This is a genomic window from Streptomyces sp. WAC 01529 (assembly GCF_003945545.1).
Taxonomy (GTDB): Bacteria; Actinomycetota; Actinomycetes; order Streptomycetales; family Streptomycetaceae; genus Streptomyces; species Streptomyces anatolicus.
The window spans coordinates 1,685,001-1,697,992 of the sequence record NZ_CP029617.1 but is presented as its reverse complement, the minus strand read 5'-3'; the positions used below and the strand labels follow the sequence as shown (position 1 = coordinate 1,697,992).

At 69.7% G+C, this 12,992-nt stretch carries 14 protein-coding genes; 9 read left to right on the top strand and 5 right to left on the bottom strand.

Going from position 1 to position 12,992, the window contains the following annotated elements; translation table 11 throughout:
* Nucleotides 1-139 precede the first annotated feature (139 nt).
* The gene (locus tag DMA15_RS07635) at nucleotides 140-2,749 is read left to right on the top strand and encodes an FHA domain-containing protein (protein WP_125511894.1); all 2,610 of its coding nucleotides are present in this window, start codon (nucleotides 140-142) and stop codon (nucleotides 2,747-2,749) included.
* A 108-nt stretch (nucleotides 2,750-2,857) separates the two neighbouring features.
* Here the strand turns inward: DMA15_RS07635 and DMA15_RS07630 are convergent, their stop codons facing one another.
* On the bottom strand, nucleotides 2,858-3,550 hold the full coding sequence (locus DMA15_RS07630) for a transglycosylase SLT domain-containing protein (RefSeq protein ID WP_125511893.1): 693 nt from the start codon (nucleotides 3,548-3,550) through the stop codon (nucleotides 2,858-2,860).
* A gap of 426 nt (nucleotides 3,551-3,976) precedes the next feature.
* Here DMA15_RS07630 and DMA15_RS07625 point away from each other — a divergent pair, with 426 nt between their 5' ends.
* From DMA15_RS07625 to DMA15_RS07610, 4 genes are all read left to right on the top strand, one after another.
* Entirely contained in the window at nucleotides 3,977-5,122 is a 1,146-nt protein-coding gene (locus DMA15_RS07625; RefSeq protein WP_125511892.1) for a GAF domain-containing sensor histidine kinase, read from the top strand.
* Entirely contained in the window at nucleotides 5,115-5,777 is a 663-nt protein-coding gene (locus DMA15_RS07620; RefSeq protein WP_240659706.1) for a response regulator transcription factor, read from the top strand. Before DMA15_RS07625 ends, DMA15_RS07620 begins: the two co-directional genes overlap by 8 nt.
* 139 nt (nucleotides 5,778-5,916) lie before the next feature.
* Complete coding sequence (locus DMA15_RS07615; RefSeq protein ID WP_125511891.1) at nucleotides 5,917-6,162, top strand: chaplin; 246 nt, start codon at nucleotides 5,917-5,919, stop codon at nucleotides 6,160-6,162.
* A gap of 169 nt (nucleotides 6,163-6,331) precedes the next feature.
* On the top strand, nucleotides 6,332-6,580 hold the full coding sequence (locus DMA15_RS07610) for a chaplin (protein ID WP_125511890.1): 249 nt from the start codon (nucleotides 6,332-6,334) through the stop codon (nucleotides 6,578-6,580).
* Nucleotides 6,581-6,657: 77 nt separating this feature from the next.
* Here DMA15_RS07610 and DMA15_RS07605 read toward each other — a convergent pair whose 3' ends face one another.
* Complete coding sequence (locus DMA15_RS07605) at nucleotides 6,658-7,440, bottom strand: hypothetical protein (RefSeq protein WP_125511889.1); 783 nt, start codon at nucleotides 7,438-7,440, stop codon at nucleotides 6,658-6,660.
* Nucleotides 7,441-7,561: 121 nt separating this feature from the next.
* On the opposite strand from DMA15_RS07605, the gene DMA15_RS07600 reads away from it, so the two are divergent.
* From DMA15_RS07600 to DMA15_RS07590, 3 genes are all read left to right on the top strand, one after another.
* The gene (locus DMA15_RS07600; protein WP_125511888.1) at nucleotides 7,562-8,359 is read left to right on the top strand and encodes an ABC transporter ATP-binding protein; all 798 of its coding nucleotides are present in this window, start codon (nucleotides 7,562-7,564) and stop codon (nucleotides 8,357-8,359) included.
* Nucleotides 8,360-8,426: 67 nt separating this feature from the next.
* Nucleotides 8,427-8,855 carry an NfeD family protein gene (locus tag DMA15_RS07595; RefSeq protein WP_125511887.1) on the top strand — a complete coding sequence of 143 codons (429 nt, stop codon included), beginning with the start codon at nucleotides 8,427-8,429 and terminating at the stop codon, nucleotides 8,853-8,855.
* A 117-nt stretch (nucleotides 8,856-8,972) separates the two neighbouring features.
* Entirely contained in the window at nucleotides 8,973-9,905 is a 933-nt protein-coding gene (locus DMA15_RS07590; RefSeq protein WP_125511886.1) for an SPFH domain-containing protein, read from the top strand.
* 81 nt (nucleotides 9,906-9,986) lie between these two features.
* On the opposite strand, the gene DMA15_RS07585 is transcribed toward DMA15_RS07590, so the two are convergent.
* From DMA15_RS07585 to DMA15_RS07575, 3 genes are all read right to left on the bottom strand, one after another.
* Complete coding sequence (locus tag DMA15_RS07585; RefSeq protein WP_125511885.1) at nucleotides 9,987-10,493, bottom strand: HNH endonuclease; 507 nt, start codon at nucleotides 10,491-10,493, stop codon at nucleotides 9,987-9,989.
* 148 nt (nucleotides 10,494-10,641) lie between these two features.
* Complete coding sequence (locus tag DMA15_RS07580) at nucleotides 10,642-11,181, bottom strand: YbhB/YbcL family Raf kinase inhibitor-like protein (RefSeq protein WP_125511884.1); 540 nt, start codon at nucleotides 11,179-11,181, stop codon at nucleotides 10,642-10,644.
* Between the two features lie 36 nt (nucleotides 11,182-11,217).
* Nucleotides 11,218-12,000, bottom strand: coding sequence for a sporulation protein (locus tag DMA15_RS07575; RefSeq protein WP_125511883.1), 783 nt, complete (start codon nucleotides 11,998-12,000; stop codon nucleotides 11,218-11,220).
* A gap of 160 nt (nucleotides 12,001-12,160) precedes the next feature.
* Between DMA15_RS07575 and DMA15_RS07570 the strand changes: the two genes are divergently transcribed.
* Nucleotides 12,161-12,802 (top strand): DNA-3-methyladenine glycosylase, encoded by a 642-nt coding sequence (locus tag DMA15_RS07570; protein ID WP_125511882.1) that lies wholly within the window; start codon nucleotides 12,161-12,163, stop codon nucleotides 12,800-12,802.
* The last annotated feature ends 190 nt before the right edge of the window (nucleotides 12,803-12,992 follow it).

Genomic DNA, 12,992 nt, shown 5'->3' with positions numbered 1-12,992 from the left:
CATCAGGGCCCGAACGCAGTCTTCACAAGGCCCGACTTTCGGTCAGAGGCCTCCGCCTGAAATAGTTCCTCCCGATGTTCGACATCCCTAGACTCCCCACATGGGGGCTAGCTCGGGGGACAACTCAGTGGGGCATGGAGTGCCGGAACTCGTACTGGAATTGAATGGAAGGACCTGGACGCTCGATGCCTCCAGGCCATACACCCTCGGACGTGATCCGCAGGGAGATATCGCGCTCGACGACGCCAGGGTCTCCTGGCGGCACGCCACGATCAGCTGGAGCGGGCGCAGTTGGGTCATTGAGGACCACGGCAGTACCAATGGCACTTTCGTGCAGGGCCAGCGGATCCACCAGATGGAGATCGGCCCGGGCTCGGCCGTCCATCTCGGCAACGCGACCGACGGCCCGCGGCTGAATCTGAGCGGTGCGGCCGCCGCGGCCGTATCGGCGCCGCAGCAGGCCGCCGCACCGCAGCAGCAGGCCGCCGCGCCCCAGCACACGCCGCGGCAGGAGGCTCCGGGCTGGGCCCAGCAGCAGGCCCCGTACCAGCAGCCGCAGCCGCAGCAGCAGGGCTGGCAGCAACAGCAGCCGCCCCAGCAGCAGCAACCGCACGTGCCGCCCCAGCAACAGCACCACCAGCAGCCCCACGTGCCGCAGCAGCAGGGCGGCCCCGCCGAGCAGTACGTACAGAAGACGCCCGGTACCGGCGGCGCCGCGGGGGCCCCGCCGGTCTACGGCGACCGCAGCCCGACGACGTTCCACCAGCTCGCGCTCGGCCGCAAGATGCGCATCGGCCGCGCCCTGGAGAACGAGCTGGTCGTCTCCGACCTCCAGGTCTCGCGCCACCACGCCGAGTTCACGGCGACGCCCGACGGCCGCTTCGAGATCCACGACCTCGGCTCGCACAACGGCACGTACGTCAACGGCCAGCCGATCGCGAAGTCCTCGACCGTCCTGATCGGCCCGAACGACATCGTCGGCGTCGGCCACTCGACGTTCCGCCTGGTCGGCGGGCAGCTCGAGGAGTTCGTCGACACCGGTGACGTCTCCTTCTCGGCCCGCCACCTCACGGTCACCGTCGACGGCGGCAAGCAGATCCTCAAGGACGTCTCCTTCGGCGTCCCGGAGAAGTCGCTCATCGCGGTCATCGGCCCCTCCGGTTCCGGAAAGTCCACCCTGCTCAAGGCGCTCACCGGCTACCGGCCCGCCAACCAGGGCGACGTCCTCTACGACAACCGCAACCTCTACAAGCAGTTCGCCGAGCTGCGCCAGCGCATCGGTCTGGTCCCGCAGGACGACATCCTGCACAAGGAGCTGACCGTCAAGAAGGCCCTGAAGTACGCGGCCAAGCTGCGCTTCCCGGCCGACACCACGGAGGCCGAGCGCGACGCCCGCATAGGCGAGGTGCTGCGCGAGCTGAAGCTGGACATCCACAAGGAGAAGAAGGTCACCTCCCTCTCCGGTGGCCAGCGCAAGCGCGTGTCGGTCGCCCTTGAGCTGCTGACCAAGCCGTCGCTGATCTTCCTGGACGAGCCGACCTCCGGCCTCGACCCGGGCATGGACCGCGACGTCATGCAGCTGCTGCGCGGCCTCGCCGACGACGGCCGTACGGTCCTCGTCGTCACGCACTCGGTCGCCGAGCTGGCGATCTGCGACAAGCTCCTCGTCATGGCGCCGGGCGGTTCGGTGGCGTACTTCGGCCCGCCGGAGGAAGCCCTCAACTTCTTCGGCTACAGCACCTGGGCCGACGTCTTCTCCGCCTTCGAGAACTACCGCGACTACGACTGGGCCGGCCGCTGGAAGGGCTCGCAGCACTACCAGATGTACGCCGCGGACATCGACGCCGTCGCCGCGCAGTCCGTACCGATGCCGCCCCCGCAGGCGGTCAAGCCGCCCAAGCCGCAGGGCTGGGGCTCGCAGCTGTGGACCCTGATCCGCCGCTACACCTCGGTGATCGCCTCCGACAAGGGCTTCCTGGGCCTGATGGTGATCCTGCCCGCGGTGCTCGGCATCGTCAGCGTCGTCATCCCCGCCGACTTCGGGCTCGCCCCGCCCAAGCCGCCGTCCAAGTTCAACGGCGACGCCGGCACGATCATGCTGATCCTCGCGGTCGGCATGTGCTTCTCCGGCGCGGCCAACTCCGTACGTGAGCTGATCAAGGAACGGGTCATCTACGAACGGGAGCGCGCCACCGGCCTCTCCCGCTCGGCGTACCTGATGTCGAAGGTCATCGTCCTCGGCGTCATCACGGCCTTCCAGGGCGTCATCATCTGCGCCATCGGCTTCGCCCCGCGCGAGCTGCCGGAAGAGGGCCTGATCATGCCCCCGGCCGTGGAGATCTGCCTGACGATCATCGCGCTCGGCTTCACCTCGATGATGTTCGGCCTGGTCATCTCCTCGCTGGTGAAGACCGCCGAGAAGACCATGCCGCTCCTGGTCATGTTCGCCATCGTCCAGGTCGTCTTCACCGGCGTCCTCTTCCAGGTCTACGGCTCGCCCGGCCTGGAGCAGTTCGCCTGGCTCATGCCGTCCCGCTGGGCCATCGCGGGCGCGGGCTCCACGCTCGACCTCGCGCACCTCATGCCGCCGTGGGACGCGAAGAACCCCACCGACCTGGACCCGCTCTGGGAGCACTCGGCCGGACAGTGGGGCATCAACATCACGGTTCTGCTCGCGCTCGGCGTCATCTGCGGCTTCGCGGTCGCGCGCCTGCTGCGCCGGCACGAGCCGGAGGTCATGCGCAAGTAAGCGCGCCATGACGTACGAGAAGGGCGGCACCCCGCGCGGGGTGCCGCCCTTCGGCGTCTGCGAACCTCGTCTTCGGCTGAAGAGGTCCAGTGATCAGGCGATCAAGGCTCAGTAGGCGCCGTTCACGTTGTCCATCGAGCCGTACCGGTCGGCCGCGTAGTTGGCGGCGGCCGTGATGTTGGCGACGGGGTCGTAGATGTTCGTGGAGGTGCCCTCCACGTGGTACGCGTCGAACGTCGGCTTGATGACCTGGAGCAGGCCGATCGACGGGGTGCCGTTGATCGCGTTGATGTCCCAGCCGTTGACGGCGTTCGGGTTGCCCGAGGACTCACGGATGATGTTGCGGTGCAGGCCCTCGTAGGAACCGGGGATGCCCTTGGCCTTCATGATGTCCAGGGACTGGCGGATCCAGCCGTCGAGGTTGTTGGCGTAGACGGGCTTGCGGGCGGCGGCGCGGCTCGCCGTCTCCTTCGCCTTGCGCTCGTCCTCGGCCTTCTTCTTCGCGGCGGCCTCGTCGGCGGCCCTCTTGTCGGCGGCGGCCTTCGCGGCGGCGTCCTTGGCCTGCTTGTCGGCGTTCGAGTGCTGCTTGGAGACACCGGCGTGGACCGCCTGCTGCGCACCGGCGGAGACGGCGAAGGCGACGGGGGAGACGTCGGTGGCCTGGGCCGTGGCCTCGGAGCTGCCCGGCACGAGGGAGAAGGCGAGGGCGGCGGCGCCGAGCGTGGCGACTCCGGCGATCGAGAACTTCTGGGTCTTGGTCAGCTCGGCGCGACTATGGCCAGGGGTGCTGTGCTTGGACATGCGAAACGGACCTCTTCGAATAAGCGGAAAGGTCGCTCTCGTCCGGTGGGGGACAGTAGCTGCTCCGGCACAAGCGCCGCGGTGGGATAACCGCGGTGCCGAGCGACGGGAGCAATTCTTAGCGGGCGCAAAAATCTGTGGCAAAGCAGTGACGTACGACCCGGCATAGTGGATCAGGGGGTACGCACCGGATCCATATGGCCCCGCATCCCCGTCCCCATAAGGGTTTACTTATCCACTAGGGACCTTCGTACGTGATGTGCGTCCTATGCGCGGGCTCACATCGGTCAGGTAACAGACTCACCAACAGTTGCCCCAGCAATGCGCTGGGTGAGAGTCGGGCGCTGGACCTAGGCCTCGGGGCCCAGACAGGGGCCTCCACAGGGCGGATACGTACTGTCACACCCCGCCGGTACGGTGACGCCCATGAGCCAAGGACCCCGATCAGGCCTGGACGCGGTGAGCGCCGCGCTCCTCGCCATGAGCAGGCACCTGGAGGTGCGCGACGTCCTCAAGACGATCGTCGCCTCCGCCCGCGAGCTGCTCGACGCCGAGTACGCCGCGCTCGGGGTCCCCGACGACCACGGCGGCTTCGCCCAGTTCGTCGTCGACGGCGTCAGCGAGGAGCAGTGGAAGGCCATCGGCCCCCTGCCCCGCCAGCACGGCATCCTCGCCTCGATGCTCCAGAAGGCCGAGCCCGAGCGCCTGGGGGACGTGCGCGAGGACCCCCGCTTCGAAGGCTGGCCCGCCGCCCACCCCGACATGTCCGACTTCCTGGGCCTCCCGATCCGCTACGGCGACGAGACCCTCGGCGCGCTCTTCCTCGCCAACAAGAAGTGCCCCAAGCCCGAGGGCGGCTGCGGTTTCACCGCGGACGACGAGGAGCTGCTCGCCCTCCTCGCCCAGCACGCCGCGATCGCCCTCACCAACGCCCGCCTGTACGAGCGGAGCCGCGAGCTGACCATCGCCGAGGAGCGCTCGCGCCTCGCCCACGAACTGCACGACGCCGTCAGCCAGAAGCTCTTCTCGCTGCGCCTGACGGCCCAGGCCGCCGCCGCCCTGGTGGACCGTGACCCCTCCCGCGCCAAGGGCGAACTGCACCAGGTCGCCGCCCTCGCGGCCGAGGCGGCGGACGAGCTGCGCGCCGCCGTCGTCGAGCTGCGCCCCGCGGCCCTGGACGAGGACGGCCTGGTCGCCACCCTGCGCACGCACACCCAGGTGCTGCACCGCGCGCACTCCGCCCAGGTCACCTTCGAGAGCAACGGCGTACGCGCGCTGCCCGCCTCCCAGGAGGAGGCCATGCTCCGGGTCGCCCAGGAGGCCCTGCACAACGCCCTGCGCCACTCCGGGGCCGAGCGGGTCACCGTGCTCCTGGACAAGCGGGGCGCCGGAGCCGTCCTGCGTGTCATCGACGACGGCGTGGGCTTCGACCCGAAGGCGATACGCCGCGCCGGACGGCACCTGGGTCTGGTCTCCATGCGGGACCGGGCGAGCGGGGTCGGCGGACAGCTGACCGTGGAATCGGAGCCCGGCAAGGGCACGACGATCGAGATGGAGGTCCCCGGTGGCTGACGCCGTGCTCAACGCGAAGACCGGGATCCGGGTGCTGCTGGTCGACGACCACCAGGTGGTCCGCCGCGGCCTGCGGACGTTCCTGGAGGTACAGGACGACATCGAGGTCGTCGGCGAGGCCTCCGACGGCGCCGAAGGAGTCGCGCTCGCCGAGGAGCTGCGGCCGGACGTCGTCCTGATGGACGTCAAGATGCCCGGCATGGACGGCGTCGAGGCGCTGCGCAAGCTCCGCGAGCTGGCCAACCCCGCGCGCGTGCTCATCGTCACCAGCTTCACCGAGCAGCGCACGGTCGTCCCGGCCCTGCGCGCGGGCGCCGCGGGGTACGTCTACAAGGACATCGACCCGGACGCCCTCGCCGGTGCCATCCGCTCGGTGCACGCGGGACACGTCCTGCTCCAGCCCGAGGTGGCGGGCGCGCTCCTCTCCCAGGAGGAGGCCCACGGCGGCCAGGGCAGAGGCGGCTCGCTGACCGAGCGCGAGCGGGAGGTCCTCGGCCTCATCGCCGACGGCCGTTCCAACCGCGAGATCGCCCGCGCCCTCGTCCTCTCCGAGAAGACCGTCAAGACACACGTCTCGAACATCCTGATGAAACTGGACCTGGCCGACCGCACCCAGGCCGCGCTCTGGGCCGTACGCCACGGCATGGCCGGCTGATAGCGGACCGTCTCGTTCCGGGATGAGATTCATACCGTCGTGTGAGTGTCACCCGGATGGCGCATCCTGGGCGCCGCCGCGGCGTTCTCCAGGGCACGCTGCGACGGCTGGTCGCGGCGACCGCTAGGAGGGTCCAGAAGTGAAGAACCTGAAGAAGACCGCTGCCGTCACGATGATGGCCGGTGGTCTGGTCGCGGCCGGCGCCGGCATGGCCTCCGCCCACGGCGGCGCGGCCGCCCAGGGCGTCGCCAAGAACTCCCCGGGCGTCGTCTCCGGCAACCTGGTTCAGGCCCCGGTCCACATCCCGGTGAACGCCTGCGGCAACAGCGTCACCGTCATCGGCGCCCTGAACCCGACGTTCGGGAATGTCTGCAAGAACGTCTGATCGCACCCACGCGATCCACCGGCCGCACCCGAGCGGCCGGTCCCGCGGCGGCCGGCCCGCGACGCATCCGTCGCAAGGGCCGGCCCCCGTTCTCCGCGATCCCCGCCGCGCCGCACGCCCCCTGACCCCGCAGCCGGGGTCGCCCACGTCAGCAGGAGGAGCACTCCCCATGAACAGCATCGCCAAGAAGGCCGCCCTGGCCGTCGTCACCGCCGGACTCGCCGCGGGTGCCTCCGCCGGAGTCGCGTCCGCCACCTCGGACGCCCAGGCCCAGGGCACCGCGGCGAACTCCCCGGGCGTCGGCTCGGGCAACCTCGTCGAGGCGCCGGTCCACGTCCCCGTCAACGCCACGGGCAACAGCGTCAACGTGGTCGGCGTGCTCAACCCCGTCTTCGGCAACGCCTCGGTGAACCGCTGACACACCGCCCCCAGGGCACAGCAGGCCCCGCGGACCAACCGGCCCGCGGGGCCTTCCCGTGCCGGGCGCCGCACCCCTCAGCTCCTCTCCCGCTCCTCCACGTACGCGTTGTAGGCGGCCACCTGCGCCCGCCTGGCCGTCCGCTCCACCGGCCGCAGCGCCAGACCCCGCGCGGCCATCTCCGAGGCACTCACCGCGCCGCCGTGGCCGTTCTCGTACGCCAGGGAGATCAGCAGACCCACCCGCTGCGCCAGCTCCAACACCCGTACCGCACGCGGCGGATACCCGGGAGCGAGCACCTCGCGCCCCGCCTCCGCACGCGCCCGGTACGCCTCGAGCGCGGCCTCCGCGACCGGCCCCGACCCCGCGACGTCCAGCCGGGACAGCACCTGCGTCGCCTCCCGCAGCGCCTCCGCGAGCTCGCGCTCCGCCTCGCCCAGCGAGGGCACATCGGCGGGCGGCGCCTCACGGACCGCCAGACAGTGCCAGAGGACCTCCACGTGTACGTCGCCCTCGGGCCCCGCCTCGTACACCTCGGGCACGAGACCGTACGGCGCCCCGAACGCGACGACCGCCTCCTCCGCCTCCAGGGCGCGCGCGTTGAACTCGGGCGGCCCGCTCAGCCCGAGCGGATGCCCGGGCGCAGGCAACGCCACCCGCAGACCCCGCACCCCGAGCGCCCGCAGGCGCCCCATCGCGAGCGTCAGACCGACCGGGCCCGACTCGCCGGGCAGGCCTTCGACCCGGTGCACCGCGTCGTCGCCGACCATCGCGAGCACCGCGTCATCCGGAGAAACAAGTCCGGCCAATAGGGCGTTTCCCCATGCGGCCAGACGTCCTGAGCGTGGTTCCGAGAGCATGCGCACAGCCTAAGGACCGGCCTCACGACAGGAACGCCCGGCCGGTGGCGTAGGTTTTATCCGGGGGCCGCGTCCACCGACGCGAGCGACGACCGAGACTGCAATGGGAGACAGCGCGCTCATGAGCGATGTACTGGAGCTTGAGGACGTATCTGTGGTCCGCGAGGGCCGGGCTCTGGTGGACCAGGTCTCCTGGTCGGTCAAGGAGGGGGAGCGCTGGGTCATCCTCGGACCGAACGGCGCGGGCAAGACCACCCTCCTCAACGTCGCGTCCAGCTACCTCTTCCCGAGCACCGGCACCGCCACCATCCTCGGCGAGACCCTCGGCAAGCCGGGCACCGACGTCTTCGAGCTGCGCCCCCGCATCGGCGTCGCGGGCATCGCCATGGCGGACAAGCTGCCCAAGCGCCAGACCGTCCTCCAGACGGTGCTCACCGCCGCGTACGGCATGACCGCGGGCTGGCACGAGAACTACGAGGACGTCGACGAGCTGCGCGCCCGCGCCTTCCTCGACCGCCTCGGCATGAGCGACTACCTGGACCGCAGATTCGGCACCCTCTCCGAGGGCGAGCGCAAGCGCACCCTGATCGCCCGCGCCCTGATGACCGACCCCGAGCTGCTGCTCCTCGACGAGCCGGCCGCGGGCCTCGACCTCGGCGGCCGCGAAGACCTCGTACGCCGCCTCGGCCGCCTCGCCCGCGACCCCATCGCCCCGTCGATGATCATGGTCACGCACCACGTCGAGGAGATCGCCCCCGGCTTCACACACGTCCTGATGATCCGTCAGGGCAAGATCCTCGCCGCGGGCCCGCTGGAGCTCGAACTCACCTCCCGCAACCTCTCCCTCTGCTTCGGCCTCCCGCTCGTCGTCGAGCAGCGGAACGACCGCTGGACCGCCACCGGCCTTCCCCTCTCCTGAGGGGCGCGCCCCGGCCCGACTGATCGCGCCCTGTCCCGGAAGGGACCCCCGGTCCTACGATGACCACGTGGACATCGACGCATGGGTGTGGTGGCTGATCGGCGCCGCCGCGCTCGGAATCCCGCTCGTACTGACCGCGATGCCGGAGCTGGGCATGCTCGCCGTGGGCGCCGTCGCGGCCGCCGTGACCGCGGGCCTCGGCGGTGACACGGTCCTTCAGGTCGTCGTCTTCGCCGCGGTCTCGGTCGCGCTCATCGCGGTCGTACGCCCCATCGCGAGCCGGCACCGGGCACAGCGGCCCGAACTGGCCACCGGAGTCGACGCGTTGAAGGGCAGGTCGGCACTGGTCCTCGAACGGGTCGACGCCTCCGGCGGCCGCATCAAGCTGGCGGGGGAGATCTGGTCGGCGCGCGCACTCGACCCGGACCGCGCCTACGAGGCGGGCCAGGAGGTGGACGTGGTCGAGATCGACGGAGCGACGGCCATCGTCCTGTGAATGCCCCACGGGCCGTGCGGCGGTCTGACAGACTCGACCAGCAAGATCTTTGAGGTCTCGCGGATTTTCGAGATCCCGCGGACAGACGCCGAGGCATGAAGGGTACGGGGAGCCACGATGCAACCAATCATCATCGTCCTGATCATTCTGGTGGTGCTGGTATTCATCGCCCTGATCAAGACCATCCAGGTCATCCCACAGGCCAGCGCCGCCATCGTCGAGCGCTTCGGCCGCTACACCCGCACGCTCAACGCAGGCCTGAACATCGTCGTCCCGTTCATCGACTCGATCCGCAACCGCATCGACCTCCGTGAACAGGTCGTCCCCTTCCCGCCTCAGCCGGTGATCACCCAGGACAACCTGGTGGTCAACATCGACACGGTCATCTACTACCAGGTGACCGACGCCAGGGCCGCGACCTACGAGGTGGCCAGCTACATCCAGGCGATCGAGCAGCTCACCGTCACCACCCTGCGCAACATCATCGGTGGCATGGACCTGGAGCGGACCCTGACCTCCCGCGAGGAGATCAACGCGGCCCTGCGCGGCGTCCTCGACGAGGCCACCGGCAAGTGGGGCATCCGCGTCAACCGCGTCGAGCTGAAGGCGATCGAGCCGCCGACCTCCATCCAGGACTCGATGGAGAAGCAGATGCGCGCCGACCGCGACAAGCGCGCCGCGATCCTCCAGGCCGAAGGTGTACGGCAGTCGGAGATCCTGCGCGCCGAGGGTGAGAAGCAGTCCGCGATCCTGCGCGCCGAAGGTGAGGCCAAGGCCGCGGCCCTGCGCGCGGAGGGCGAGGCCCAGGCGATCCGTACGGTCTTCGAGTCCATCCACGCCGGCGACCCGGACCAGAAGCTCCTCTCCTACCAGTACCTCCAGATGCTCCCCAAGATCGCCGAAGGCGACGCGAACAAGCTCTGGATCGTCCCCAGCGAGATCGGCGACGCCCTCAAGGGCCTCGGCGGCGCCCTCGGCAACTTCGGCCCCCTGGGCGGCGGTTCAGGCGGCGCCGCCCCCACCCGCCGCGAACAGCCCCCGATCGACTAGAGCGCCCCGAAGGGGCGCGGGGAACTGCGCGCCCAGCCACTCGCGACCCGCGGCCAGAGACCAACCGGTGCCGACTCGGCGCTAGGCCGCGGGCTGAGCCAGCCAATCAGGCAGCGAGGCCAGCTCGTCCCGCCCAAGCGACAAGAGCATCGCCCCCGCAGGAGTCGGCTCAAAGGGCTGCCGCAACAACGGCATTCCCGCCTCCTCCGGCGTCCGATTCGCCTTCCGGTGATTGTCCAGCGCACACGAAGCCACCGTGTTCAGCCAGGAGTCGGCCCCGCCCTGCGACCGCGGCACCACATGGTCCACCGTCGTCGCACGCCTGCCGCAGTACGCGCACCGGTGCTGGTCCCGGACGAGCACCCCCCGCCTCGACCACGGAGCCTGTCTTCGGAACGGCACCCGTACGTATCTGCAGAGCCTGATCACCCGCGGCACCGGCATCTCGACCGCCGCCGCGCGCACACGGAGTCCGGGGTGGGCCTGCTCGACCACGGCCTTGTCCTGGAGCACCAGAACGACGGCCCGGTTGAGCGTCACCGTCGAGAGCGGCTCGAAGCTCGCGTTCAGCACCAGCGTGTCCCGCATCAACCTGCCCACCTCCCGTATGCACCGGCCCACCGCCTGGCGGGCTGGGATCAACTTTGGCCGGGCACGCCGAGATGGACAACGCAATAAAAAATGCCCGTCTCTGATCACTTCCATGACCAGAGACGGGCAAACAATCGATGAACGCTCAGTTCTCCGCGGGAGCGCCGTACTCGGCGATGACCTGCGCACGCGCGAGCGTGTGGAACCGCAGATTGAAGCCCACGACCGCCGGCGAGGCGTCCGAGTCCGGCCCCAGCCGCTCCTGGTCCACCGCGTACACGGTGAACACATAGCGGTGCGCCGGATCACCGGGCGGCGGCGCGGCCCCGCCGAACTCCTTCGCCCCGTAGTCGTTGCGCACCTGCACCGCGCCCTCGGGAAGCCCCTCGAACTTGCCGCTGCCCGCACCGGCCGGCAGCTCGGTGACCGAGGCCGGGATGTCGAAGACGGTCCAGTGCCAGAACCCGCTCCCCGTAGGGGCGTCCGGGTCGAAGCACGTCACGGCGAAGCTCTTGGTCTCGGGCGGAAAGCCCTCCCACCGCAGCTGCGGCGAGGTGTTCCCGCCCGACTGGACCTGAGCGTCCTTGAGGACCGCACCCGGCTCGACGTCCTCACTCACGATCGTGAACGACGGCACGGGCGGGTGGAAGTCATGGGGAAGCGGCGGCCTCTTCGGCTCGGTCACGCGAGCACCTCCTGGTTGATTGCTGTGCGTCCGAGCCTAGAACCAGTTGCGCTTGCTGCCGACCTGGGACAGCCACTCGTTCAGGTACGCGGCCCAGTCCGTGCCCTGGAAGTCGTTCAGACCCACCTTGAAGGACCGGAACGAGTCACTGCCCTCGCTGAACATCCCCGGCTTCTTGTCCATCTCCAGGACGACGTCCATCTCGTGGTCGTCCGCGACGAAGCTCAACTCGACCTGGTTGAGCCCGCGGTACTGCTGCGGCGGGTAGAACTCGATCTCCTGGTAGAACGGCAGCTTCTGCCGCGTACCGCGGATGTGGCCGCGCTCCATGTCGGCGCTCTTGAAGCGGAAGCCCAGCTGGATGAAGGCGTCCAGGATGGCCTGTTGCGCCGGAAGCGGGTGCACGTTGATCGGGTCGAGGTCACCGGAGTCCACGGCGCGCGCGATCTCCAGCTCGGTGGTCACCCCGATGTTCATGCCGCGCAGCTGCTGCCCGTCGATGCTCGTGACCGGCGTCTCCCAGGGGATCTCAAGACCGAACGGCACCGCGTGCACCTCGTTGGCGAGCAGCGTGAAGGCACCGCCGAGCCGCACCTTGGTGAACTCGATGTCCTGCTTGGTCTCCTGGTCGGCACCTTCGACCTCGACGCGGGCCTGGAGACCGACGGAGAGCCCCTCGATCTGCTGGTCCACCGACCCGCCCTGGATCCGCACCTCACCCTGGACCACACCGCCCGGGACCACGTTGACCTCGGTCAGCACGGTCTCGACCGAGGCACCGCCGGCCCCCAGACTCGCGAGCAGCTTCTTGAACCCCATGACACTCCTCCCCAGGCCGCCGCCTGTGGCTCGTCTCGACTTGAATCCTTGATCGGTACATACGCGAGGGCACTCCACCCGGTTCCGCGTCCCACCCTGGCAACCGAGCACCCCAAAGGCCATCCGTATAAACGGAGCGCGTGTACTACGCTCGTAAGGCATGATCTTGGCCCCTGACCGTACGCCCCTGACCCGAGACTTCTTCGACCGCCCCGTCCTGGAGGTCGCACCCGACCTCCTCGGCCGCGTCCTGGTGCGCGACTCGGACGACGGGCCGATCGAAGTCCGCCTGACGGAGGTGGAGGCGTACGCGGGCGAAGCCGACCCCGGCTCACACGCGTACCGGGGCCGCACGCCCCGGAACGACGTGATGTTCGGCCCGCCCGGACACATGTACGTCTACTTCACCTACGGCATGTGGCACTGCATGAACCTGGTGACCGGCCCCGAGGGCGAGGCGAGCGCCGTCCTGCTGCGGGCGGGCGAGATCACGGTGGGCGCCGAGCTGGCCCGCACGCGTCGACTCTCGGCCCGTAATGACAAGGAACTGGCCAAAGGCCCGGCCCGTCTCGCCACGGCCCTTGCCGTGGACCGCACCCTCGACGGCGCGGACCTCTGCGGAGACCCGGCCAGCCCCTTCAGGCTCCTTGCGGGAACCCCCGTCGAAGCCGACCAGGTCAGCGAGGGTCCCCGCACTGGAGTAGGAGGGGAGGGCTCCGTCCACCCCTGGCGCTTCTGGACGGCCAACGACCCTACGGTCAGCCCCTATCGGGCCCATGTGCCCCGTCGCCGCCGAACTTGACGCGGCCTGGGGACCTCCGTAATGTAGTCCGAGCCGCTTGAACCGGTCACGGCAATCTGCCGGGAGCTGGAAGCGGCCAACCACTACCTACGACTTCCCCTCGGCGGGGGCTTGTTCCGCATGCTCGCATGCCGGAATTCGAACCCGCGGAACTCGATTATGAGTTGCGGAGGGAATCCGCTAACGTAGT